Origin of the sequence: Streptomyces sp. NPDC004629, from assembly GCF_042873595.1 — a bacterium.
GTDB lineage: Bacteria > Actinomycetota > Actinomycetes > Streptomycetales > Streptomycetaceae > Streptomyces.
Genome location: NZ_JBIALO010000002.1, coordinates 1 through 23157 on the forward strand (window position 1 = coordinate 1; position 23157 = coordinate 23157).

18 protein-coding genes, 3 pseudogenes and 1 riboswitch are annotated in these 23157 nt (G+C 70.1%); of the genes and pseudogenes, 13 read left to right on the forward strand and 8 right to left on the reverse strand.

From position 1 onward, the window contains the following. From ACFYTE_RS02940 to ACFYTE_RS02960, 5 genes and pseudogenes are all read left to right on the forward strand, one after another. Positions 1–195: pseudogene (locus ACFYTE_RS02940) on the forward strand (4-hydroxy-3-methylbut-2-en-1-yl diphosphate synthase); the annotation flags it as partial. A 28-nt stretch (positions 196–223) separates the two neighbouring features. Beyond that, a complete protein-coding gene (gene dxs, locus ACFYTE_RS02945) occupies positions 224–2128 on the forward strand; it encodes a 1-deoxy-D-xylulose-5-phosphate synthase (protein WP_388704066.1) in 1905 nt (634 codons plus the stop codon). Continuing rightward, the gene (locus ACFYTE_RS02950) at positions 2125–3510 is read left to right on the forward strand and encodes an aspartate aminotransferase family protein (RefSeq protein ID WP_388704069.1); all 1386 of its coding nucleotides are present in this window, start codon (positions 2125–2127) and stop codon (positions 3508–3510) included. Before dxs ends, ACFYTE_RS02950 begins: the two co-directional genes overlap by 4 nt. A gap of 91 nt (positions 3511–3601) precedes the next feature. After that, a complete protein-coding gene (locus ACFYTE_RS02955) occupies positions 3602–4201 on the forward strand; it encodes a helix-turn-helix domain-containing protein (RefSeq protein WP_388704071.1) in 600 nt (199 codons plus the stop codon). Then, complete coding sequence (locus tag ACFYTE_RS02960; protein WP_388704074.1) at positions 4198–4320, forward strand: DUF6126 family protein; 123 nt, start codon at positions 4198–4200, stop codon at positions 4318–4320. The genes ACFYTE_RS02955 and ACFYTE_RS02960 overlap by 4 nt, the downstream gene beginning before the upstream one ends. 87 nt (positions 4321–4407) lie before the next feature. Here the strand turns inward: ACFYTE_RS02960 and ACFYTE_RS02965 are convergent, their stop codons facing one another. Beyond that, the gene (locus tag ACFYTE_RS02965; RefSeq protein WP_388704077.1) at positions 4408–5205 is read right to left on the reverse strand and encodes a tyrosine-protein phosphatase; all 798 of its coding nucleotides are present in this window, start codon (positions 5203–5205) and stop codon (positions 4408–4410) included. 58 nt (positions 5206–5263) lie between these two features. Between ACFYTE_RS02965 and ACFYTE_RS02970 the strand changes: the two are divergent. The 4 genes and pseudogenes from ACFYTE_RS02970 to ACFYTE_RS02985 all read left to right on the forward strand — a co-directional run. Beyond that, positions 5264–6298: pseudogene (locus tag ACFYTE_RS02970) on the forward strand (alpha-galactosidase); the annotation flags it as partial. A 436-nt stretch (positions 6299–6734) separates the two neighbouring features. Continuing rightward, positions 6735–6892: riboswitch (cyclic di-AMP (ydaO/yuaA leader) on the forward strand. 4 nt (positions 6893–6896) lie between these two features. After that, a complete protein-coding gene (locus ACFYTE_RS02975) occupies positions 6897–7895 on the forward strand; it encodes a peptidoglycan DD-metalloendopeptidase family protein (RefSeq protein ID WP_388704080.1) in 999 nt (332 codons plus the stop codon). Positions 7896–8148: 253 nt separating this feature from the next. Next, complete coding sequence (locus ACFYTE_RS02980) at positions 8149–8934, forward strand: SGNH/GDSL hydrolase family protein (RefSeq protein ID WP_388705140.1); 786 nt, start codon at positions 8149–8151, stop codon at positions 8932–8934. A gap of 406 nt (positions 8935–9340) precedes the next feature. Beyond that, complete coding sequence (locus tag ACFYTE_RS02985; RefSeq protein ID WP_388704084.1) at positions 9341–10525, forward strand: MBL fold metallo-hydrolase; 1185 nt, start codon at positions 9341–9343, stop codon at positions 10523–10525. A 108-nt stretch (positions 10526–10633) separates the two neighbouring features. Here ACFYTE_RS02985 and ACFYTE_RS02990 read toward each other — a convergent pair whose 3' ends face one another. Next, a complete protein-coding gene (locus tag ACFYTE_RS02990; RefSeq protein ID WP_388704087.1) occupies positions 10634–11242 on the reverse strand; it encodes a hypothetical protein in 609 nt (202 codons plus the stop codon). Beyond that, positions 11239–13167, reverse strand: a complete 1929-nt coding sequence (locus ACFYTE_RS02995; protein WP_388704090.1) for an SMI1/KNR4 family protein — start codon at positions 13165–13167, stop codon at positions 11239–11241. Before ACFYTE_RS02995 ends, ACFYTE_RS02990 begins: the two co-directional genes overlap by 4 nt. Positions 13168–13659: 492 nt before the next feature. Between ACFYTE_RS02995 and ACFYTE_RS03000 the strand changes: the two genes are divergently transcribed. Beyond that, positions 13660–14403: a glucose 1-dehydrogenase gene (locus ACFYTE_RS03000; RefSeq protein WP_388704092.1), complete on the forward strand. Its 744-nt coding sequence runs from the start codon at positions 13660–13662 to the stop codon at positions 14401–14403. Positions 14404–15053: 650 nt separating this feature from the next. Here the strand turns inward: ACFYTE_RS03000 and ACFYTE_RS03005 are convergent. The 4 genes and pseudogenes from ACFYTE_RS03005 to ACFYTE_RS03020 form a co-directional block, all read right to left on the reverse strand. Next, positions 15054–15260, reverse strand: a pseudogene (locus tag ACFYTE_RS03005) (hypothetical protein); the annotation flags it as partial. After that, on the reverse strand, positions 15185–15343 hold the full coding sequence (locus tag ACFYTE_RS03010; protein ID WP_388705201.1) for a hypothetical protein: 159 nt from the start codon (positions 15341–15343) through the stop codon (positions 15185–15187). The pseudogene ACFYTE_RS03005 and the gene ACFYTE_RS03010, both read right to left, overlap by 76 nt. After that, a complete protein-coding gene (locus ACFYTE_RS03015; RefSeq protein WP_388704095.1) occupies positions 15343–16707 on the reverse strand; it encodes an MFS transporter in 1365 nt (454 codons plus the stop codon). The genes ACFYTE_RS03010 and ACFYTE_RS03015 overlap by 1 nt, the downstream gene beginning before the upstream one ends. Further along, a complete protein-coding gene (locus tag ACFYTE_RS03020) occupies positions 16704–17969 on the reverse strand; it encodes a lyase family protein (protein WP_388704098.1) in 1266 nt (421 codons plus the stop codon). Before ACFYTE_RS03020 ends, ACFYTE_RS03015 begins: the two co-directional genes overlap by 4 nt. A 216-nt stretch (positions 17970–18185) precedes the next feature. Here ACFYTE_RS03020 and ACFYTE_RS03025 point away from each other — a divergent pair, with 216 nt between their 5' ends. Next, complete coding sequence (locus tag ACFYTE_RS03025; protein WP_388704100.1) at positions 18186–18956, forward strand: IclR family transcriptional regulator; 771 nt, start codon at positions 18186–18188, stop codon at positions 18954–18956. A gap of 673 nt (positions 18957–19629) precedes the next feature. Here the strand turns inward: ACFYTE_RS03025 and ACFYTE_RS03030 are convergent. Continuing rightward, entirely contained in the window at positions 19630–20547 is a 918-nt protein-coding gene (locus tag ACFYTE_RS03030; RefSeq protein ID WP_388704102.1) for an endo-beta-N-acetylglucosaminidase H, read from the reverse strand. A 524-nt stretch (positions 20548–21071) separates the two neighbouring features. Between ACFYTE_RS03030 and ACFYTE_RS03035 the strand changes: the two genes are divergently transcribed. Together ACFYTE_RS03035 and ACFYTE_RS03040 are read left to right on the forward strand one after the other, a co-directional pair. Next, positions 21072–22313 (forward strand): hypothetical protein, encoded by a 1242-nt coding sequence (locus ACFYTE_RS03035; protein ID WP_388704105.1) that lies wholly within the window; start codon positions 21072–21074, stop codon positions 22311–22313. A 384-nt stretch (positions 22314–22697) separates the two neighbouring features. Continuing rightward, complete coding sequence (locus ACFYTE_RS03040; RefSeq protein ID WP_388704107.1) at positions 22698–23003, forward strand: hypothetical protein; 306 nt, start codon at positions 22698–22700, stop codon at positions 23001–23003. The last annotated feature ends 154 nt before the right edge of the window (positions 23004–23157 follow it).

Sequence of the window (23157 nt, forward strand, 5' to 3'; positions counted from 1 at the left end):
GCCCGGGAGGCGGATCTGGGTGTGGCGTCGGGTAATGGCAAGGGGCAGATCTTCGTGAAGGGTGAGGTGATCAAGACGGTGCCCGAGTCGAAGATCGTCGAGACCCTCATCGAGGAGGCGATGAAGATCGCGGCGCAGATGGAGGCCGACGGCGCCCCCACCGGCACGGGAACACCGGCAGTGACAGTGAGTTGAGCAAGCACAAACCGAGAGGGGGCCGAGCGTGACGATTCTGGAGAGCATCCGGGGACCACGCGACCTGAAGGGGCTGTCCGAGGCGGAACTCGGTGAACTGTCCGAAGAAATACGCGAGTTCCTGGTGACCGCGGTGGCCAGGACCGGCGGTCACCTCGGGCCCAACCTGGGCGTGGTGGAACTCACCGTCGCACTGCACCGGGTCTTCGAGTCGCCGGTCGACCGCATCCTGTGGGACACCGGCCACCAGAGTTATGTGCACAAACTGTTGACGGGGCGTCAGGACTTCTCGAAGCTGCGCGGCAAGGGCGGCCTGTCCGGCTACCCCTCCCGCGAGGAGTCCGAGCACGACGTCATCGAGAACAGCCACGCCTCCACCGCGCTCGGCTGGGCCGACGGGCTCGCCAAGGCCCGTCAGGTGCAGGGCGAGAAGGGCCATGTGGTCGCGGTCATCGGCGACGGCGCGCTCACCGGCGGCATGGCCTGGGAGGCGCTGAACAACATCGCCGCCGCGAAGGACCGCCCGCTGATCATCGTCGTCAACGACAACGAACGGTCGTACGCGCCCACCATCGGCGGCCTCGCCAACCACCTCGCCACCCTGCGCACGACCGACTCCTACGAGAAGGTCCTCGCCTGGGGCAAGGACGTCCTGCTGCGCACCCCGGTGGTCGGCCACACCCTCTACGAGTCGCTGCACGGCGCGAAGAAGGGCTTCAAGGACGCCTTCGCCCCGCAGGGCATGTTCGAGGACCTGGGCCTGAAGTACGTCGGCCCGATCGACGGCCATGACATCAGGGCCGTCGAGTCCGCGCTGCGCCGCGCGAAACGCTTCCACGGGCCGGTCCTCGTGCACTGCCTCACCGAGAAGGGCCGCGGCTACGAACCGGCCCTGGCGCACGAGGAGGACCACTTCCACACCGTCGGCGTGATGGACCCGCTCACCTGCGAGCCGCTGGCGCCCGCGGGCGGGCCGTCCTGGACGTCGGTGTTCGGCGACGAGATCGTTCGCATCGGGGAACAGCGGGACGACGTCGTGGCGATCACGGCGGCCATGCTGCACCCGGTGGGCCTCGGCAAGTTCGCCGAGCGCTTCCCCGACCGGGTCTGGGACGTCGGCATCGCCGAGCAGCACGCGGCCGTGTCGGCGGCGGGCCTGGCGACCGGCGGGCTGCACCCGGTGGTCGCCGTCTACGCCACCTTCCTCAACCGCGCCTTCGACCAGCTTCTGATGGACGTCGCGCTGCACCGCTGCGGCGTGACCTTCGTCCTGGACCGGGCCGGTGTCACCGGCAGCGACGGGGCCTCCCACAACGGCATGTGGGACATGTCGCTCCTCCAGGTCGTGCCCGGCCTCAGAATCGCCGCGCCGCGCGACGCCGACCAGTTGCGTGCGCAGTTGCGCGAGGCCGTGGCCGTGGACGACGCGCCCACGCTGGTCCGCTTCCCGAAGGAGTCGGTCGGGCCGCGGATCCCCGCGGTCGACCGTGTCGGCGGCATGGACGTGCTGCACCGGGCCGAGCGGCCCGATGTCCTGCTGGTGGCCGTCGGCGTCATGGCCCCGGTGTGTCTGCAGACCGCGGAGCTGCTTCAGGCGCGCGGCATCGGCTGCACGGTGGTCGACCCGCGCTGGGTCAAACCGGTCGACCCGGATCTGCCGGGGCTCGCCGCCGGCCACCGCCTGGTGGCCGTCGTGGAGGACAACAGCCGGGCCGCCGGGGTGGGTTCCGCCGTGGCGCTGGCGCTCGGCGACGCGGACGTCGACGTGCCGGTGCGCCGGTTCGGCATCCCGGAGCAGTTCCTCGCGCACGCCAAGCGCGCGGAGGTGCTGGCCGACATCGGTCTCACCCCCGTCGAGATCGCCGGACGGATCGGCGCGAGCCTCGCCGTCGGGGAGCACAGCGACGGCACAGTCAAGGAGAAAGCTGAATGACCAAGGAGTTCGACCTCGGCGCCCTCCTGGCCGAGCGCGGAGCCGAGCGCTACGAGCTGCACGCCAAGTACCTGAACCACCAGCTCCCGCGCATGCTGCACACCATCGGCTTCGACAAGGTCTACGAGCGGGCCGAGGGCGCCTACTTCTGGGACGCGGACGGCAACGACTACCTGGACATGCTCGCCGGGTTCGGGGTGATGGGCCTGGGCCGCCACCACCCGGTCGTACGCAAGGCGCTGCACGACGTCCTCGACGCCCAACTCGCCGACCTGACCCGGTTCGACTGCCAGCCGCTGCCCGGACTGCTGGCCGAACGGCTCCTCGCGCACAGCCCGCACCTGGACCGGGTGTTCTTCGGCAACAGCGGCACGGAGGCGGTGGAGACCGCGCTGAAGTTCGCCCGGTTCGCCACCGGCAGACCGCGGATCCTCTACTGCGACCACGCGTTCCACGGCCTGACCACCGGCTCGCTCTCGGTCAACGGCGAGAAGGGCTTCCGGGACGGCTTCGCCCCGCTGCTGCCCGACACGGCCGTACCCCTCGGCGATCTCGACGCCCTGGCCCGGGAACTGGCGAAGGGCGACGTCGCCGCGCTGGTCGTCGAGCCGATCCAGGGCAAGGGCGTGCACGAGGCCCCGCCCGGCTATCTGCGCGCGGCGCAGGACCTGCTGCACCGGCACAAGGCCCTGCTGATCGCCGACGAGGTGCAGACCGGACTCGGCCGGACCGGTGACTTCTACGCCTACCAGCACGAGGACGGCGTCGAGCCGGACCTGGTGTGTGTGGCCAAGGCACTGTCCGGGGGCTATGTGCCGGTCGGCGCCACCCTCGGCAAGGACTGGATCTTCAAGAAGGTCTACTCGTCCATGGACCGCGTGCTGGTCCACTCGGCGAGCTTCGGCTCCAACGCGCAGGCGATGGCCGCCGGTCTTGCCGTGCTGGCGGTGATGGAGGACGAGCAGACCGTCGCGGGCGCCCGGGCGACGGGCGAGCTGTTGCGCTCCCGGCTGGCCGCGCTCGTCGACAAGTACGAACTGCTCGCCGACGTCCGCGGCCGGGGCCTGATGATCGGCATCGAGTTCGGCAGGCCCAGCTCGCTCAAGCTGCGCAGCCGCTGGACCATGCTGCAGGCCGCCCGCAAGGGCCTGTTCGCGCAGATGGTCGTGGTCCCCCTGTTTCAGCGGCACCGCATCCTGACCCAGGTCTCCGGCGACCATCTGGAGGTGATCAAGCTGATTCCGCCGCTGGTCATCGGGGAGGCCGAGGTCGACCGGTTCGTGGACGCCTTCACCGCCGTGATGGACGACGCGCACAGCGGTGGCGGTCTGATGTGGGACTTCGGCAAGACGCTGATCAAGCAGGCGGTCGCCAACCGGTGACCGGCCCGACCGGGTTCGCCGATTGACCATGAGGCTTTGCCTCTGAGGCAAGGAATTTGCCCGAAAGGCAAACCTGCGGCTGAATGGAGGCATGAGCTCCTCCGACGCCGAGCTGTCCGCGGTCGCGCCCCAGCTCCGCTCGTTGCGCCGCCGCGCCGGCCTCACACTGGAGGCGGCGGCGCACTCCGCGGGTCTTTCGCCCGCCCATCTGTCCCGGTTGGAGACCGGGCAGCGCCAGCCCTCCCTGCCGATGCTGCTCGCACTGGCCCGCGTCTACGGTACGACCGTCTCGGAGCTGCTCGGCGAGAGCGTCGCCGACCGGGACGCGATCGTGCGCGCCGCGGACATGGAACCGACCCGTGCGGGCGGCTGGACCTACTGGCAGGCCGGCGCCCCCGGCCGCGGCATGCAGGCGCTGCGCGTCCGCGTGCCCCACGGCTCGCAGCGCGACATCGTGCGGGTGCACCCCGGCGAGGAGTGGCTGTACGTCCTCAAGGGCCGGCTCGCACTGCGCCTCGGGGACACCGCCCATGTCCTCGCTCCCGGCGACAGCGCGCACTTCGACTCGCTGACCCCGCACCGCCTCGCCGCCGAGGACCACGACGGGGTGGAGCTCCTGTTCGTCCACACCCTGCTGCAAAGTCCCATGGCCGCACTGTGCCTGGGCCCCATCACTGGAGAGCTGCCATGAGTGACATGGAGGAGAAGTTCCCGCGTGCCCTGTGGATCCGGCTGATCATCTACATCGCCGTCGGCCACGTCGTGGCGGGCTTCATCTATCTGCTGTTCGAGGTGGGTGCCAAGGGGTGAGCGGCGACGGGGCGGCGGCCGGGTGACGGCCAAGGGGTGAGCGGCGACGGGGCGGCGGCCGAGTGAGGGCCAAGGGGTGAGCGTCCGTCAGTCCAGCAGCCGCTCACGCAGCCGCTCCCGGGTCCGCGGCGCCAGACCAAGCCCCTGTTCCAGATAGGCGTCGACATCGCCCCAGGTCTGCTCGACGGTCTCCATGGCGGCCGTCAGATACTCGGCGCGCGCGTCGAACAGCGGGCTGATCAGTTCCATGATCTCGGGGGTGTACGCGGTGTCCGCGCTGCCGCTGCGGCGCACCCGGTAGCGGCGGTGCTTGGCGTTCGACTCCAGGTAGTCGGTCAGGATCGCCTCCCGCTCCACTCGGAGGGCGAGCAGGGTCACGGCGATGGACAGGCCCGCGCGGTCCTTGCCCGCCGCGCAGTGCATCAGCGCCGGGACGCTGTCCTCGGCCAGCGCGTGCAGCACCCGGGAGTGCTCGGCGGTGCGCTCCGTGATGATCGAGCGGTACGAGACGATCATCCGGTGCTCGGCCTTGCCGTCGCCGAGCAGTTGCCGCAGCTGGCCGACATCGCCGTCGCGGACCATCGTCCAGAACTCGGCGCCGTCCGCCGGGTCGGTCAGCGGCAGGTTGACGTTGCGCACGCCGGGCAGTTCGACGTCCGGTCCCTCCAGCTTCTGGTCGGCGACGTTGCGGAAGTCGAAGATCGTGTGCAGGCCCAGGGAGGAGAGGAACGCGGCGTCGGACTCGGTCGCGTGCGCCAGGTGGCCGCTGCGGAACAGCACGCCGGGGCGCACCCGCCGGCCGTCCGCGGTCGGCAGTCCGCCCACGTCACGGAAGTTGCGTACACCGGCGAGTTCGGGTTCGGTCGACGGGACCTGCTGTGTCACGGAGGCTCCTTGCGGTCACACCCCGCGACGCGGCTCGTCGGCGGGCACGCCGTCGACCATACGACATGGTTTTCCCGCCGCGGGCGGACCGGGCGGCAGTTGCGCGCTGCACATCACGGACGCCGGCGAACTGCTCCACCTGCACTGGGGTCCCCGTATCGCGTTCGCCGAAGCCGAGGCGCCGGCCGTACGTCCGCTGCCCGCCTGATGAGCCTTCGGGTCGCCGCTCGACGGGCGTGAGGAGTACCCGGTCGAGGGCGGCCCCGCTTCGTCCGTCGGGCACTGTCGGTGCGCATCGCCGGGCGCCGCGGCACCGAGTGGGTCTTCGAGGCGTACGACCCGAGGAGCTGAGGTCGCGCTTCCGGGGCGCGGGGCCGGCCATCACCGTGCACTGCCGGATGCGCGGTGACGTGGTGGAGCGCTGGGCGCGCCTCGACAACCGGGGCGAGGCACGCGTGGAACTGCTCCGCGCCGCCGCGGCCACCCCGGGCACCAGCACCTGCCCTGGGTGGTGCCGGACACCGACGCCACCGAGGAGTGCGGCGACGTGTACCGCTGCGCGCTCGGCCGGTCGGGTTCCTGGCGCATCGCGGTCGCCCAACTCCCGGACGCGCGCGTGCAGATCACCGGCGGCGCCGGGTAGGACGACGCCTCGGGCCTGCTGATGCTGGAGCCGGGGGAGCCGTACACCGGCCCGTCTTCGCGGGGCCGTGGAGCTACGGCGGCTTCGGCGGCGCGAGCCGCGCCTACCAGCGGGTGTGCGTCATCCCGGACGCGGACGGCGGGCTCGCGGGTGTCGAGGCCGCAGCACCGCGACCGTCCGGTGCTCTTCAACTCCTGGGAGGCCACGCACTTCGCCGTCGCCCAGGAGCAGCAGGGCGAGCCGGCCCGGCGGGCCACGGCGATCGACGTGGAACTGTTCGTGGTCGACGACGGCCGGTTCGGCGCCCGCATCAGCGACTTCCGGGCCGGACTCGGCGACTGGACGCGCAACCCCGACCGCTTCCCGCAGGGCCTCAAGCCGCTCGCCGACCAGGTGCACCCCCTCGGCATGCGGTTCGGCATCTGGGTTGAACCCGAGATGGTCAACCCGTTCCGGCGTTGCGGCTGCGCGGCCTCGATCCATCGGTATCGCGCGAATGCCGCGAAACGGGCGAAATGCATCGCAACGCCGCGCTGTTGCGCCACGGGCTGCGCGCCGGACTCCGTGATGACCTGGACGCCACGTCCCTCCGCTGCATCGCGTCTGACCCTTCTGACCGAATTGCCAGTTATGCGATGAGGGGCGTGAGCAGGGTCATACCCGTGACGGTGCGTCGTCCGTCATGACCACGTAATGCACAGCCCCCTTACGGGAATTGGGAAAGACTGCCACCCCGACATGCACGGACGGTGACCGGGAATTCCCGCGACGGATCAAGGGAAACGCGCACCGGGTGAAGCGGCTCCTTGTCCGTTTGCGTCCTGCTCGCTTACGTTCGCCACCAATCCGGACGGACCGCCGAATCCTGCCGCCGCCCGGATCCCCGACACACCACTCACCCGTGCTCGGCAGGAGCGGGGGACCCACCAGGCACGACTGCCTGTCCCGGTCTCCGGGACGGCTAGGGGTGAAGCCGCACCGCGCGCGGCCGGGCAGCTCCAGCCCGAACCCGACAGCTCACCTCGCAGGCGCCGGAGAGGAATTCGCCATGCCCGCGAAGGGTAAGCACCGCCGCCCCAAGTCCCAGCGCCTCACCCGCTCCATCGCCGCCGCCGGAACCGGCGGCGCCGCGCTCGCCCTACCGCTGATCGGAGCCGCCGGGGCGCACGCCGCCACGCCCGAGACGGCGCCCCGCGCCGCCGCGCAGCAGTCCGTCCAGTCCGGCACCGGCACCGGCATCAGCACCGGCGCCGGCACCGTCGAGAAGAAGACGGCCGCCGCGGACTCCGGCACCCGGACGTACTCGGTGCGGCCGGGTGACTGGCTCGCCAAGATCGCCGAGGAACAGGGCGTCAGCGGTGGCTGGCAGCGGATCTACCGGGACAACCGCGAGGCCATCGGCGGCAACCCCTCACTGATCCACCCCGGTCTGAAGCTCACGCTCGGCGAGCGGGCCGCGACGGGGACCGACTCCTCGTCCACCGAGCCGTCCACCGAGCCGTCCTCCGCGAAGTCCTCGTCCACCGAATCCACCGGGTCCGCGCAGCCGTCGACGCCGTCTTCGCCCGACACCTCGGCCGACAGCGCTCCGGTCGCCCAGAACACCGGCACCGCCGGCACCACCGACACGGCCGCCGCCACCGGTTACGGCCTCCCGGTCGACGGCGCCCGGATCGGGACCGCCTACCACAAGGCGGGCAGCATGTGGTCCAGCGGCTACCACACCGGTGTCGACTTCGTCGTCCCGACCGGCACCTCGCTCAAGGCGGTCGGCGCGGGCACCGTCGTCTCCGCGGGCTGGGGCGGTGCCTACGGCAACCAGGTGGTCCTCAAGCTCGGCGACGGCTACTACGCGCAGTACGCCCACCTGTCGCAGCTGTCCGTCTCGGCCGGCCAGACCGTGACCCCGGGTCAGCAGGTCGGCCTGTCCGGCGCGACCGGCAATGTGACGGGCCCGCACCTGCACTTCGAGATCCGCACCACGCCGAACTACGGCTCGGACGTGGACCCGCTCGCCTACCTCCGCTCGCACGGCGTCACCGTCTGACGGAACGCGGCATCCCCGCATGCGCTGAGGGCCGCACCCGGGATCCCGGGTGCGGCCCTCAGCGCATGCGCCCGGCGGACGCGGCAATTCTCTGCGCAACACCCCCGCCCTCCGGCCTATTCCCGCGTTGGGAAACTCTTGGGGAGTGGCTTATCTCACCGCTCGTCAACCCCTTCCTACGATCGCGTAGGTCACATCCGAAGGGGAATGATGGGCCGACGTGGCAGACGATTCGAAGAGTGACAACACAACTGTGATCGGGTCGTACGTGGCGGTGGGGGACAGCTTCACCGAGGGCGTCGGCGACCCCGGCCCTGACGGGGCGTTCGTCGGCTGGGCCGACCGGTTCGCGGTCCTGCTCGCGGACCGCCGGCCCGAGGGCGACTTCCAGTACACCAATCTCGCCGTGCGCGGACGGCTGCTCGACCAGATCGTGGCCGAGCAGATCCCACAGGCGGTGGAACTCGCGCCGGACCTCGTCTCCTTCTGCGCGGGCGGCAACGACATCCTGCGGCCCGGCACCGACCCGGACGAAGTGGCCGAGCGTTTCGAACGGGCCGTGGCCCGGCTCACCGCGGCGGCCGGCACCGTCATGGTGACGACCGGCTTCGACACCCGCGGCGTGCCCGTGCTCAAGCATCTGCGCGGCAGGATCGCCACCTACAACGGGCACGTCCGGGCCATCGCCGACCGGTACGGCTGCCCCGTGCTCGACCTGTGGTCCCTGAAGGCCGTACAGGACCGCAGGGCCTGGGACGACGACCGCCTCCACCTCTCACCGGAGGGGCACACGCGCGTCGCGCTGCGGGCCGGCCAGGTCCTCGGCGTCGAGGTCCCGGCCGACCCGGAACAGCCCTGGCCGCTGCTGCCGCCCCGCGGCACCCTCGAAGTGCGCCGCGACGACGTCCACTGGGCCCGCGAGTACCTGGTCCCGTGGATCGGGCGCCGGCTGCGCGGCGAGTCCTCGGGCGACCATGTGACGGCCAAGGGCGCGCTCTCCCCCGACGACATCAGGACGCGCATCGCATCCGTGGCCTGAAACGCCGGGGCGGGGCCGCACCGGGTCCCCGCCCCGGCGCGCGGACCGCAGCCGTGCCGTCGGTGTCTCCCGGACCAGGCACAGTGCGCGGGAGACCCCCTCGTCCACCCACACCTGCGCCCCTGACCGGGGCACCACGCCCGGGTACGACGTGCGCCGCACGGCGAGCCCGCCCAGGGCCTTCAGGCACAGCGCGATCTGCTCGACGCCGGCCCGTGGGGTCCGCGGGGGCCGGCCCCCGCGGACCCCACGGGCCGGCGCCAGGCCGATCGGGGCGCGCATCGAGCGCCGGCATGCCGACCGTCTCCGCGAAGCCCCGGCGGCCGGTGAGGTGATCGGTCCGGTCCCTGACTGTCGCAGGGGCCGACCATAATGGAGGACTCCACCGACCCCACCAGGAGGTACCGTGTCCGGTTTGCGTTCCCTGAGCCCCGGGCTCCGCGCGCTGCAGCCCGCGGCCTTCGGCGCTGACCCGGGCGGGGCCCGCCTGGCGCGCATCCGCAAGTCGCCCCACTTCAAGGACGGCGTCTTCCAGAACCCCGGCGGCCCCGCCCGGACCCGGCCCTCCGGGTCGATGCTGGACTTCGCCAAGGTCTACTTCGACCGGGACCAGCGGCCCCGCCGCGCCCCGCGAGGTGCGGTCCCGGTGCATGCCACCACCCTCGCCGACCTGTCACGGCCGCCCGCCACCGGGCTCCGGCTCACCTGGATGGGCCACTCCAGCGTGCTCGCGGAGATCGACGGGCACCGGGTGCTCTTCGACCCCGTCTGGGGCGAGCGCTGCTCCCCGTTCGCGTTCGCCGGGCCCAAGCGGCTGCACCCGGTGCCGCTGCCGCTGGCCGCGCTCGGCCCTGTCGACGTCGTGGTCATCTCGCACGACCACTACGACCACCTGGACCTGCCCACGATCAAGGCGCTGGCCGGCACGGACACCCTGTTCGCGGTGCCCCTCGGCGTCGGCGCCCACCTCGAACACTGGGGGGTGTCCGCCGACCGGCTGCGGGAGCTGGACTGGCACGAGTCGACCCGCGTCGGCGGACTCACCCTCACCGCCACCCCCGCCCGGCACTTCTGCGGTCGCGGCCTGCGCAACGTTCAGCACACCCTCTGGGCGTCCTGGGCCGTCGCCGGCGACCGGCACCGGATCTACCACAGCGGCGACACCGGCTACTTCGAGGGCTTCAAGGACATAGGAGCGGAGCACGGCCCGTTCGACGCCACGATGATCCAGATCGGCGCCTACAGCGACTTCTGGCCCGACATCCACATGACCCCCGAGGAGGGCGTGCGTGCGCACCTCGATCTCCAGGGCGGGCGGGCGCACGGGGCGCTGTTGCCGATCCACTGGGGCACCTTCAACCTGGCCACCCATGCCTGGGCCGAGCCGGGTGAGTGGACGCTGGCCGCGGCCGACGCGGTCGGGCAGGCGGTCGCCGCCCCTGTTCCGGGCCAGCCCTTCGAGCCCGCCGGGGACCTCCCTACGCGTCCGTGGTGGCGGGATGTGTCCCTGCCGCTGCACCGCAAGTGGCCCGTTCCGGAGATCACCCCGGAGGCGTCTCGCGACGGTCTCGACCTCGTGGGCGAGGGCTGACCGTTGATGAGCTGAGGCGCGTGACGGAAGTCCTTGCAGCCATGTCGGAGACCGAGCGAGAGCAGGTTTTGCGGCTTATCGATGGTCCGCCGCGTCGGCAGAGCCGGTTCAGGCCAGTTCCTCGCTGAGGACGTCCCGGGCGTGTCCGCGTGCGCTCGTGGCGGTCACGGTGATGCTGTCGAATCCGGCCGCCGCGACGGCGGCGAAGGGGAGGCGGCGGCCGTCCACGAGCCGGGCCAGACCGGGGGCGTCGGGGTCCTCGACATCCGCCCGTTCGTCCTCGTCGTCCCAGTCGATGTTGTAGCCGGTCCAGACGACGAGTTCGAAGGTGTCCTCCCCGTCGGAGTCGACATACGTCCGGTCGGCCCGGCGGGCGCGCAACTCCCGCTCGTCCCAGCTGTCGCAGAACAGAGCGTTGTAGCCGTGCGCCGCGCCGTCGAACAGCAGAATCGGCTTCCCGGACGGCGGCACGGCGTACACCAGCGGAGGTAGTCGCTGTACGTCGGTGATCATTCCGTTGAGCAACTCTCCGTGGTGGCGCAGCCGGAAGCGCTTCTGCCCAGCCGGGTCACACAGTTGGCCTGCCCAGCCGATGTCCAGCAGATCGGCCCAGCGCCGCTCGGACATGTGGGGCGGCCGCTCGGCGGGCAGGGCGAGTCCGGCCAGATGCGCAGGACCGGGACGTGGTACTGGTGCAGGCACATAGCTGTGGCTCATACGCGATCACACCTCCTGGGACCGGGCCTCAATGTCCCGTGATCCGGGCGAGACGCTCGCGTCTCTCCGTCCCTGGGCGGTCGCGTCCAGGAGCGGGTGGCGAACGTGTGCAGCCGTCCGTGCATGATTGCGTGACGCGGCAGAGAGGCACCGAACTCCCTGGCCACCGCTTCCAGCAGCGACCGTTCCGCCTCGGCGCCGTCCGCCAGGTCACCGAAGAACCGGCCCGGATCCAGCGCTCGCGGTATCTCCCCGCTTGGCCGGACCTCTCCGTCCGCGTATGTGAAGGCGTACCGCTCGGTACCGTCTCGCGCCACCGAAAGGTGGAAGAACGGCTGCCCGTGCCACGTCCTCAGGCCGCTCCACACCACCACCGCGCGCGTGCCCTCGCTGATGGCCGCGGCCGGGGAGACGAACCGCCGCCGGTCGAACGGGGCGGGATCGCCGTCGAAGGCGAAGCTCCAGGCGGTGCCGGCCCGGCCGACCGCCATCAGAGCCCTGTCGTCGTAGGACGAGAACTCCCTCTGGTCGTGCAGCGACCTGTGGCGCGCCTCCCACAACGCCATGGGTTCGTTCAGCACGGTGCCGTCCCCGTCAGCGAGACGTCCGGGCAGCTCTTCCGGCTCCACCCCTTCCACCAGGACGAACCGGTAGGACGTGCGGTTGTTGCCCGGGTCCGGCTCCGCGAGCCACGCCAGGTCGTCCGGGTCGAGCCCGGCCGTCGGCCGCGGTGCCTCACCCGCCTGCCCGCCCCTGGGCGTGGACAGCAGCTCGCGGCCCCGCTCCGGGGTCAGCAGCGGTCCGAGTACGGGGTCGGCCACCCACCCCAGCGGCGCCAGGTGGTTCGGTCCCAGCGGCTCCCACAGGGGCACAGCGTTCCTCAGCGTCCGCCACGCCTCGTCGGTGTCTCCCCACCGCGCCAGCTCCCGCGCCCGCTCGACCGCCTCGCCGAACGGTCCAGCCGCCGCATACCGGTACGTGCCGCTCCTCACCTGATCCAGCGTCACGTATGCCAGTGACACCAGGTCGTCGTCGGCGCCCCGCAGATGGAACGTCAGCGTGGAGTCATGATACGAGTGCACCGCGTGCGCGGCGACCAGCGGTGGCAGCAGCTCGGGCGCGTACCTCGGGTCCGTGACCAAGTCCTCGAAGTACACCATGTGGGTCTGTCCGAGCAGACGGCGTATCTGGTCACCCAGCCCGGCGGCTCGTGGTCTGCCGTACTCCTTGGCCTCGTCCAGTGCCTTCCCGGCCCGTTCCCAGCCGCCGCGCAGCGCCTCCAGCCGGGCCTCCTCCACCTGGGTGTCCAGCTTTCGCGTCGTGTCGTTGACGAACACCGGCTCCCCGTCGCTCCGGCCCGCCCGCAGGCTGTGGAACTCCCGGTACATCTCCAGCATGAACTCAGCAAAGCTCCCGTGCCGTTCAGGTGGCGCGGCCCGCCAGCTCGCCCACGTGTACACGGCCCACTCGCCGTCCTCGTCCACGTCCTCGGGATCCATCAGGACGTGGGTGATGTCGGACTCCACGTCGAGCTGCAGCCCGCGCCGCCAGATGTCCGCCTCCCGCCGCTCCTCGGGCCCGGCGTCCTCGTCCAGGTACTCCTCGAATGTGTCCGCCAGTCCCGACTCGTCGTTGTGCCAGCGCGCGTCCTCGGTTCCCGCCAGCAGCCACACGAACCCGCCCGCGTGCCGCCACCCGTCGCTGACCTTGAGGAACTCCCGGTACGACGGGGGCATTCGTCGGCCGAGCCGCTCGTCCATGGCCGCGATCCGCTCCTCGGACGCGGGCGGGAACCCAAGCCACCGCGCCTGCCGGGCGGACTCGTCGTCCTCGCCCCGCGCCGCGCCGTCCGGCAAGGAATCCGCCCACTCCCCGCTCCACCTGAGCAGGAAGGACCGCCAGTCGAATGCCGTGGTGTCCGTCATACGCCCGATGCTGCCACCCACCACTGACAGTGCCAGCCTGGGAAACCGTGTGGCGGCATCCAGGGAGGAGGATGCGAAGAGAACGGCAGATCGGTAGGCGTGGCGGGTCATTGCGCCGCTGTGGACTTCACGAAACCTGGCGGGCCTCCGGCATGTTTCGACGCGCGTGAGCCCTGACCTGCCGGGCGACGAACTCCACAGCTCCGCCCGGCAGTTCGAACCGGCTCCGGAAACCGCCCGTGCTGTGTGTAGAGGGCCGTGAGTTCAGCGAGACTGAGGGGGCTTCACCGGGAACCCACCGCATGTTCCGCAGCTGAGCCTTAAAGTTGCGGCGAGTTCGCCGAGTGCGGCTCGGCAGAACGCTCAGACTGCTTCTGAATCCCATGTAAGGGCAGCTGCTGTTGGCTGATCCGGCAGAGGCGCTCTTCCGGAGCCGTCCTGTGGGGTGTAGGTGTTCGCAGCACACACGGTCGTGGAGGAGCGGGAGTGGCCATGGCAGTACTCAAGGGCAAGACGGCTGTCGTCACCGGCGGGTCGCGGGGGATCGGGCGGGCCATCGCGCTGCGGCTCGCGCGGGACGGGGCGGCTGTGGTCTTCAACTACGCACGGAGTCGGGACGCCGCGGACGAGGTCGTACGGCAGGCCGAGGAGGCAGGCGGGAACGTCATCCCGGTACAGATGGATCTGGCCGAGCCCGGCGCGGCCGAGGAGCTGATGGAGACGGCCGACCGGCAGCTCGGCGACTTGGACATCCTGGTGAACAACGCCGCTACGCACACGGAGGTGGTGCCCCTTGCGCAGACGGAGGAGGCGGATTTCGACCGTGTGATGGCCGTGAACACCAGGTCCGTTTTCCTCACGATGCGTTACGCAGCGCGGCACATGCGCGACGGCGGTCGGATCGTGAACATCTCCACCCTCAACACCGTCTTCCCCGCGCCTGGCAATGCCCCGTATGCCGCCAGCAAGGGCGCGCTGGAGCAGCTCACCCTGGTGGCGTCGCGCGAGCTGGGCGCACGGGGAATCACCGTCAACACCGTCTCGCCGGGCGCCACAGACACCGATCTTTTGCGAGGGGCCAACGAGCCGGAGAAGCTGACGATGGTCATCGGAATGACCTCGCTCGGACGCCTCGGCCGGCCGGAGGACGTGGCGGACGTCGTCGCCTTCCTGGCAGGGCCGGACGGGCGCTGGCTGACGGGCCAGAACATCCGCGCCAACGGAGGCATCCTCTAGCGCCGTAGCAGGCGATGTTTGCCCTGTTGGTGATGTGACGCGTCGTCCGGATGCTGTGCCGGGCGGCGCGTGGCCGTCACCCTGTCCAGGAGGCAGAACGAGTACGTGTACGCGAGATCGACGACGACGAAGGCAGACGGCTGCTTCGGATCATCCGCGGGGGAACCGGTTCGGGGTGGCGTGGCCGGCTCGGCGCCACGTCGCAGGGTGATCCGTTCGTTCTGGGGCTCCAGTCCCTCCTCGCCCAGCCGGTCCCGGAGTTCGGTACGGGCGGCCACCTCGGGTACGTGCACCATGAATCGCGCCTCGGCCTCGCGGAAGAAGTCCGCGACATCGTGCACGAGGGTGCGGCTCGGCTGCTGAAGCACGGACAGACCGACGACCCGGTTGAAGAACACGGTTTCGGTCTCCGGGGCCAGCAGGGCGAAGGGGTTGCCGAAGGACTGCGCTCGAAGACCGCACGTACGGTCCGGTCGCGCATGCCATCCCGCGCGCAGGTGCCGGGGTACGACGAAGGGGCTGAGCATGTGCAGGAAACGGTGGCCGGCCGCGGATGCCTCGGCCGGGGCGGCACCGTCGGTGTCCGGCGGGGCGGCCGCCAGCAGCGCCGCCCAGACAACGCTGGAGACATGAGCGGTGGTCGAGAGCTGGGTGTCGTCGAAGTCCTGGGAGTGGGCGAAAGCGGCGTTGACGAACGCCCCCTCCCGTGGACCGACGCCGTCGACGGCACCGTTCAGCACCAGCGCGCGGGGCAGGCCGCACAGCCGCGACTCCCGCACGATCAGCGGTACTTGGCCCGCGCGCCCGTGCGCGATGCAGGCGAGTGTGTCGAGCAGGTCTGCTCGGCCGGCTCCCACTCGTGCCGGGGGTGGGCGAACACGGTCGTCAGGGCGGTGCGGGCCGCGTCCTCGAAGGACGTGGCGTGGTTGTCGTGCGGCACTACTGGCTCCCCAGCTTCGCGCCGCTGGTCTCCGGGGCGTAGCGGTAGCAGACGAGTGCACCGGCGGCGAGAACAAGCACCAGCGCCGTCATGGCCGTACGAATACCGAACGAATCCACCACGACCGGAAGCAGGAAGGTGCTGATACTGGCGCCGATCCGGCTGGCCGCGACGGCCGCACCCACACCGGTCGCCCGCATCCGTGTCGGGAACAGCTCCTGCGGATAGACGAAGGCGAGGGTGTCGGCCGCCGACAGCGCGAAGGCCAGCGCCGCGAACAGCGTGATCACCAGCGGGATCGGCAGGTCGTGCAGAATGCCGAGCGGCAGGAGGAGTACCGCGGCGACCGCGAAGCTGCCGACCAGGAACCGGCGTCGCGTGAGCCGGTCGATGATGCCCATCCCCACGACGGCGCCCACGAGGAGCAGCAGGTTGTAGACCGCCCCGCCGAAGTACGCGTTGTCCACGCCGAGTGACTTGAGGATGCGGGGGCTGAACGTACTCAGCGCGAAGTACGGCATGATGTGGCACAGATAGAACGCACAAGCGATCAAGGTCCGTGCCCGCAGCGCCGGCGCGAACAGCGCCCGCAGTGAGCCCGACTCGGCCCCGGCCACGGAAGCCGGTGACGGCGTCGCCGGCAGCGTGACATGCGGCCCGATCTTCGCCGCGATCATCGCGGCCGCCTCCTGGGCGCGGCCCTTGGCGATCAGCCACCGCGGCGACTCCGGCACACCGAGCCGGGCGATCGCCACGAGCAACGCGGGTACGGCGCTACTGGCCAGCATCCACCGCCACGGCTCGCCGCCCGACGCCGTGCGCGAGATGAGGTAGCCGACCAGGTAAGCGACGGTGTAGCCGGCGGCCCAGGCGATCGCGAGGACGCTCATCATGCGGCCTCGGCTCCTGCGGGGCGCCAATTCACTGACGAGTGTCTTGCTGGCCGCGTAGTCGGCCCCCAGCACGAGACCCAGCAGGAGTCGCAGCAGCAGCAATTGCCAGGCGGCGGCGGTCCAGAACTGTCCGAGGGACAGGACGGCCAGAAGCAGCATGTCGAAGGCGAAGATGGGACGCCTGCCGATGCGGTCGATCAGCGCACCGGAGAACAGACTGCCGAAGAACAGCCCGGCCAAGGAGGCGGCCCCCAGCAGACCCAGCCACACCGCGTCGAGCGCGAGGTCGTCCGTGGCACTGGTCAGGGCGATACCGATGATGCCCAGGATGTAGCCGTCACTGAACTGTCCACCCGAACCGGCGACCGCGACGTGCAGATGGAAGCGGCCGAAGGGCACGTCCTCCAGCTCCAGCTTCGCGGACACGGTGCCCGCCGAGGCTCGGACGCCCGATGATGTCGACTTTCTCATGCCGGCTTCACACCCTTCCCGCCACGAAGCCGGGTGGTGGCACTCTCGTAACCCTCGCTCACCGCGAGCTCCACCCAGTGGTCAAGGGCGCCGCCGAGGTTGCGCTCGCGGTGCGCACCGTTCCAGGCGAGCCCGGCGACGCACCGGCGAGCGAAGGTGTCGGCGGCGGCGGTGAGGTCGTCGAAGACCGAGGTGAGGGCATCGAGGACGACCGGCTCCATCACGTTCAGCTCCAGCTCGCCGTCGGCCACGGCGCAGTCCACCGTGAGCGCCTGCCCGCGCACCCGGTGGCCCAGCTGCATGACGAACTCGGGGATCACCGGGTTGACCTTGGCCGGCATGATCGACGATCCGGCCTGCACGGCCGGGATGGTCAGATCGCCGAACCCGCCCGTGGGGCCGGAGGACAGCAGCCGGATGTCTGCCGCGATCTTGGCCATGGTGATCGCGGCCCGGGAGCCGGCCCCGGCGATCGCGGCGTAGGGGTCCATGTGGGACATGGCGTCGAACCGGTTCGACGCGGCAGCGACGGGACGCCCGGTCAACGCCGCCAGCTGGGCGGCGACCTGATCCCCGAATCCGTCCGGGGCGCCGATGCCCGTTCCTACGGCGGTGCCACCGATCGGCACCTCGTGCAGGGCCTGAGCGGCCTCGTGCAGACCGTCCGCCACCCGACGCAGGGCGGCGGCGTGGCCCCGGTGGGAGTCGCCGGCGGTGAGGCTTACGGCGTCCTGGAGACAGGTGCGGCCCAGATGCGGGACGTCGGCGAACTCCTCGGCCTTGCGGTCGAACGCCGCCGCCAGCTCGCGCAGCGCGGCGACCGGAACCTCCACCAGCTCCAGCAGGGTCAGCGCCATTGCGGTCGGGTAGGTGTCGTTGGTCGACTGCGAGGCGTTGACGTGGTCGTTCGGATGAACGGAAACACCCGCGATCCCGGAGGCCAGGGCCGCGACGACCTCGTTGACGTTCATGTTCGCGGTGGTGCCGCCACCGCCGTGCACCAACGGTGTGGGGAACTGCTCAGCGTGTGCGCCGTCGGCTATCTCCAGGCAGGCGGCGACGATCGCGTCCAGGCGGACCTGGTCGAGGACACCGTGTGTGTGGTTGACACGGGCGGCGGCGAGTTTGACCCACGCGTAGTTGCGTACGAAGGGGGCCAGGTCACCGAAGGTACGGCCGCGAAGGGGGAAGTTCCGCACCCCCAGCTCGGTCTGGGGTCCGTAGAACTGTTCCCCGGTGGTCGTGTGCACGTCGGTGGTCATCGGTGACTCACCCTTTCGTTCAACAGCATCGGTGCGGTGCGGTGCGGTGCGCTGCGGCGCGGTGTCCGCGGTGCCGGGAAGTTTGCGCTCCAGGGGAACCCGGTGACCAGCCTCGTTGCTGGTGCAGCAACGCATTGCCCGAACATTCGTAACGTGGCATGCTTCCTCAGCCCGGACATGGTGCTCTGATAGCAACTGAGAGGGAGGGCTTCAGGTATGGACTCATCGGCCGAACGGGTCGCGGCCCTGCTGCTCGCCTTCGCCGACAAGGGCGCCGACGGCGACCACAAGGTCAGCGAGCTGGCCCGCGCGGTCGGCCGGGAGCGCAGTCAGGTCTCCCGCATGCTGCACGCGCTCCAGCGCAGCGGCCTCGTCGAACAGGACCCGGAAACCCGCCGCTACCGGCTCGGCTGGCCCCTGCTGGTACTGGCGTCCGGCGCCGGTGACACCGCGCTGCTGCGCGCCGCCCGGCCCGTTCTGCGCAAGGTCGTTGCGCACACCGGTGAGGTCGCGCTGCTCTCTGTCCAGCAGGGCAACCGCTCACTGACCGTGCTGCGCGAGGAGTCCACGCAGTCACTGCGCGCCGGCGGCTGGGTCGGACGCAGCTCTCCTATGCACTGCACCGCTTCGGGCCGGGCGCTGCTGTTCGACTCCGACGACGAACTCGTCGAAGCCCTCGCCGCCGACGATCTTCTCGCCCCGGCCCACGGCCTGGCCGGCCCTCGCACTCTCGATGAACTCCTGGCACGACTGCGCACCGAACGGCAGCGCGGCTACAGCCTTGCCAGCGAGGAAGTGGAAATCGGACTGACATCCGTCGGCGTTCCGGTCCGCGACCCCTCCGGCGACCTCGTGGCGGTCGCCAACATCTCCGGACCCACCTCACGGATCATTCCGAGAATCGACGACATCGCCCGCAGACTCCGCGCCGCGGCCGGCGCACTCGAAACTGCCCTGGCCCGCCCCCTCCAGCCCGGCAACCGGTGAACAGCCCGGCAACCGGTGAACGGTCCGCCGGTGGCGTGAGCCGCCGCGTGTGGACACCGCCCAGGACCAGGGTGTCGATGCTCTGCTCTCGCAGGAACAGTGGTGTCGTTCTGCCCACGGTGCGGGAGGCAGAGGCCGCTGATCGCGGCTACCGGCTGTTTGTTCTCGGCGACGTCCGCGCCGATCCCGACCCGCAGCTGCACAGCACCGCCGAGCGTCGGCCCGTCGAGTCACGGGCGCACACCACACGGCATCCCGGAAGCTCGGAGGAAGGCGTCCGGGGCGCCGTGGCACAGCACCAACAGGCACAGGAGCCGAAACCATGCACGTCCACGACTTGCCGGGCCGAGGAGGCCATGCGGATCGGAGCCGGCCACGTGACCGACGCCCTGCGCGCCGGGCAGCTGTCTCGCTGATTCTGCCCGCATCACCCTCCGCTGCGTGGAACCTGGGCGACACACGCGACACCGTTACGGTCTGCCCAACAGCCCCATACCCTCGCCCTGCTGCGCAGGGCCAGTCCAGTCCTCCGGCCCGGTCCAGCGTCAATCCCACCGGCCGGCCACCCGCCCCCACCCTCGAACAAGCCACAATCCAACTCGGTGTCGGCGGACCGCCCGCGGGTGACCGCGCCGCTGACATCGTTGTCGACGGCGCGGTCCGTGCGGGTGCCTTACGGCGTGTACACGGCATCGCTGCCGTACAGCTCCCTGGTGAACGCGGAGACGTCGGCGCTGCGATCGGTGCCGTCGAGGTTGTACGTCAGATAGACGCCGTATCCCTCGCTGACGGTGCGACGGGCGAGACTGGCGGCCGTGCTCTGTGCGGTCCGGCCGATCTCGACGGCCGCCGGTGACAGCTGCGACTTGGGCAGTGCGATGCCGGGGACCTGCCAGGTGCCGTAGTACGGGTTCCAGGCGTAGTCGAACTTGGTGGAGACGTCGATGCCGCCGTAGGACAGGCGCGAGGCGGCGGGGCCGATGTTGTAGAGGCTGATGATCTTGTCCGGCATGTTCGCGCGCAGTGCCGTCACCAGGTGCACGAACGAGCTGTCATTGGGCTGGGCGGTGCCGTTTTTGCCGTACTCGGCGTATTCGTCGTCGAAGTCGATGCCGTCGAGACCGTACTTGTCCACGGCGTCCGACATCTGCTTCGCGAATGCCGAAGCCGTCTGCTGAGACGTGAAGTTGGCGAACCCTGCGCCCTGGTGGTTGCCGAGCACCGAGAGTACGACCTTGATGCCCTGCTGCTGCAACGGCCGTATTTCCGTGGCGGCGTTGTCGAGGACGCGCTGCACGTTCTCGTTGAAGTGCAGATACGCCGCCTTCGTGTTCGTGTCGTAGTTGATGTTCGCCGCGAAGATCACGGCGACGTCGAAGACGTTGCCGCCACCGTCGGCGAGCGTGTATTTGCCGGCGTTGAGCATGCTGTTGTTGTTCACCTCGATGTAGGCCACCGAGGTCGGCCCCTGCTTGGCGGGAGCGGGGGCCGCCGCCGCGCCGGTCGTGGCGGTCGTGCCGAAGGCGAGGGCCGCGACGGCCGAGAGCGCGAGTGCGGCGGTCCGCGCTCTGCTCCGTACCAGAGTGAACATCGTTGGTCGTCTCCCATCGCATGGTTGGCGCCCGACCTGTTCGGAAGCGCCGAGTGAACTCTCCGAGTTTTCCGCCGCCGCGACCGAATACCGAGAAGCGTGCGCGAACTCTTCACGACTTCCCCACGCGACTCATCGCAACTCCGACTCATCGCAACTCCGCGTCGTTACAGGCGAGTTGGGGCATGCAGATCAACGGCCGGCATGGTCCTGTCGGAGATCGGCGGACCCTCGGGGTCGGAGTCTTCCAGCGGCTCAACGGGGGCGGGGACCGGTGCCGGGCGGTAACTGCGGCTTCGGTCCCGCCGGCTACGACGACGAGGCCGAGTTCGTCCAAGCGGCAGAACGTGGTCAGGTCAGGGCACGAGAAGGTAGCGTCACGCACGCCGAGGTCTTCCGGATGGGCAGTGAGAGAACTTCCATCCTCGGAAGACCTCGACCTCTACCCAGCCCCCGACACGCCCGCCCGCGGCACGCCCCGAACTACCCCCTGTTTTTGGGAAGAGCCACGTAAGGAGCCGACCATGGACGACGAGATTCAGCTGATCAGTGACGGCGATGGCCTGGCGGTCATCGGGAATCCAACGGCGGTCGAACGCTTCCTCGTCTCTGAAGGACTGCCGTCGAAGGACCTCGGACTGCAACGGCTCCGACCTGCCCTCGGCAACGCGGCCGGAGTCGCACAGGCAGGTTCCGAGATTGCCGCCAACTCAGGTCGCTGGGTGAAGTTGACCAAGGAGTCCGCGCAGCTTGTCGACAAGTACGGGCTGAGGGAAAGCTCCAAGACGGGTCTCAGCTCGGGTGTGCTGAAGGGGAACAAGGGCCGGATCGGGGGATTCGTCGAATTCACGAGGGGGCCCCGATCGCTTCTGACCAACCCGGCGCTTCTGGCCGGTGCCGCGGGGATCATGGCGCAGCTTGCGATGCAGCAGACCATGGACGAGATCACCGACTATCTCGCCACGATCGACGAGAAGGTCGACGACGTGCTCCGCGCCCAGAAGGACGCTGTGTTGGCGGACATGATCGGAGTGGACATGGTGATCGAGGAGGCCATGACCATCCGGGGGCAGGTGGGCCGGGTCTCCGAGGTCACGTGGTCGAAGGTGCAGGCCACGGCGGTGACGATCGCGCGAATCCAGGCGTACGCGTTGCGTCAACTCGACGCGCTCGCGGAGAAGGTGGAGCGCAAGACCAAGATCGGTGATCTCGCCAAGACGTCCAAGGAAGCCGAGTCCAAGGCCCAGGAATGGCTCGCTGTTCTGGCTCGTTGCTTCCAACTGCAGGACGCGGTCGCCGTGCTCGAACTCGACAGAGTGCTCGACGCGGCGCCGGATGAGCTGGACCGGCATCGCCTCGGGCTTCGGGCTGCCCGACAGAACCGGCTGGATCTCATCTCACGGAGCACCGAGCGTCTGATGGCCCGCATGAATGCGGCTGCCGGCACGGCCAACACGAAGGTGCTGTTGCACCCGACCGCGTCCCGGGATGTGGTGCATTCGAGCAACCATGTCGAGAACACCATCGTTGACTTCCACGGGCGGCTCGGGATCGAGCGCGGTCGGCAGTCACTGGAGGCGAGACGATGGGTGGACGCGGCCGCGGAGGTGAGGGACAAGGTAGTCGAGAAAGGAGCGGAGAGCGTCGATGCCGCCCGGCGCCTCGGTAACGAGACCCTCGACCGGGCCAGATCGGCGACGGGCAAGCTCTCCAGCGGGATCGCCGAGCGAGCGCTCCGTCGGCGCGGGGGCGACGAGGAAGGCTGAGAGGGCGGCGACCGTCAGCCACGTGGGCTCCCGTTGGACTGGCCCAGTGCGCCTCTCGGGCTCGATACCTCGACAGGCTTCACTTGAGCCGTTCTGGCCTTGCCGTCGGCCACCTCGTCTGAGTTCAGTGCGCTGACGGTGACCCGGTCGCTGCTGGGGGCCGGCGCGCGAAGGTACCGAGCTGATCGCCCAGGGCGAGGCGCGGTCGGCCAATGCGGTGGCCGCTCCGCTGATGCTGCACCATCTACGCCTCGGGCGACCCCGGCATCACGAAACGGCCCCTACTGCCCAAGGCAACAGGGGCATCATGGTGCCCCTTTCTCCCCAACTGCCGGCGAGTTCGACAAACAGATCCAGATCGCCTAGCTGTAGCAGACCACCAGGATGCGCGTTGGCATCACCAGACACAGGGGCCTGCCGGAGGACATCGAGGAGAAGGCGCGGGCACTGCTCGCCGAGCAGGTCGAGCGGTTTGACGCGGCCGACCTAGTGGGGATCAGCCGCATCGCTGACGGTCCGGATGCTTGGTGGGCAGAGGCGGTGCTGAAAGTCGGCGGTCGGCTTGAAGGCGTGGTGTCATTTTGGGACCGCAAACCCTCCTGCTCGTTCGGAGGTACAGCGGACGTGGTGGCTTACGCCGAACGGATGCGCGCCCCGTGCACGGTCGTGTGGGAAGGCGGCGAGCGCTGACCCCGGTCCGACCTTGGCAGTCGGTCCCATACCTCTGGTCCTTATCTTGTCCGGGTCACGCGTAAGTGCTGCAGTGACAGAGGCCGATACTGGTTACCTCCCCTCTGGGAGGGCAGTCACCGCTCCGCCGCTCCCACGCCGTTCTGAAGACCGC

Bases quoted from the DNA above. Each gene is read 5' to 3' on its own strand.
- ACFYTE_RS02950 (WP_388704069.1), top strand. From the start codon at position 2,125: ATGACCAAGGAGTTCGACCTCGGCGCCCTCCTGGCCGAGCGCGGAGCC.
- ACFYTE_RS02960 (WP_388704074.1), top strand. From the start codon at position 4,198: ATGAGTGACATGGAGGAGAAGTTCCCGCGTGCCCTGTGGATCCGGCTG.
- ACFYTE_RS02990 (WP_388704087.1), bottom strand. From the start codon at position 11,242: ATGAGCCACAGCTATGTGCCTGCACCAGTACCACGTCCCGGTCCTGCG.
- ACFYTE_RS03040 (WP_388704107.1), top strand. From the start codon at position 22,698: ATGCGCGTTGGCATCACCAGACACAGGGGCCTGCCGGAGGACATCGAG.
- ACFYTE_RS03000 (WP_388704092.1), top strand. From the start codon at position 13,660: ATGGCAGTACTCAAGGGCAAGACGGCTGTCGTCACCGGCGGGTCGCGG.
- ACFYTE_RS03025 (WP_388704100.1), top strand. From the start codon at position 18,186: ATGGACTCATCGGCCGAACGGGTCGCGGCCCTGCTGCTCGCCTTCGCC.
- ACFYTE_RS02975 (WP_388704080.1), top strand. From the start codon at position 6,897: ATGCCCGCGAAGGGTAAGCACCGCCGCCCCAAGTCCCAGCGCCTCACC.
- ACFYTE_RS03035 (WP_388704105.1), top strand. From the start codon at position 21,072: ATGGACGACGAGATTCAGCTGATCAGTGACGGCGATGGCCTGGCGGTC.
- ACFYTE_RS02995 (WP_388704090.1), bottom strand. From the start codon at position 13,167: ATGACGGACACCACGGCATTCGACTGGCGGTCCTTCCTGCTCAGGTGG.
- ACFYTE_RS03030 (WP_388704102.1), bottom strand. From the start codon at position 20,547: ATGTTCACTCTGGTACGGAGCAGAGCGCGGACCGCCGCACTCGCGCTC.
- ACFYTE_RS02955 (WP_388704071.1), top strand. From the start codon at position 3,602: ATGAGCTCCTCCGACGCCGAGCTGTCCGCGGTCGCGCCCCAGCTCCGC.
- ACFYTE_RS03020 (WP_388704098.1), bottom strand. From the start codon at position 17,969: ATGACCACCGACGTGCACACGACCACCGGGGAACAGTTCTACGGACCC.
- ACFYTE_RS03015 (WP_388704095.1), bottom strand. From the start codon at position 16,707: ATGAGAAAGTCGACATCATCGGGCGTCCGAGCCTCGGCGGGCACCGTG.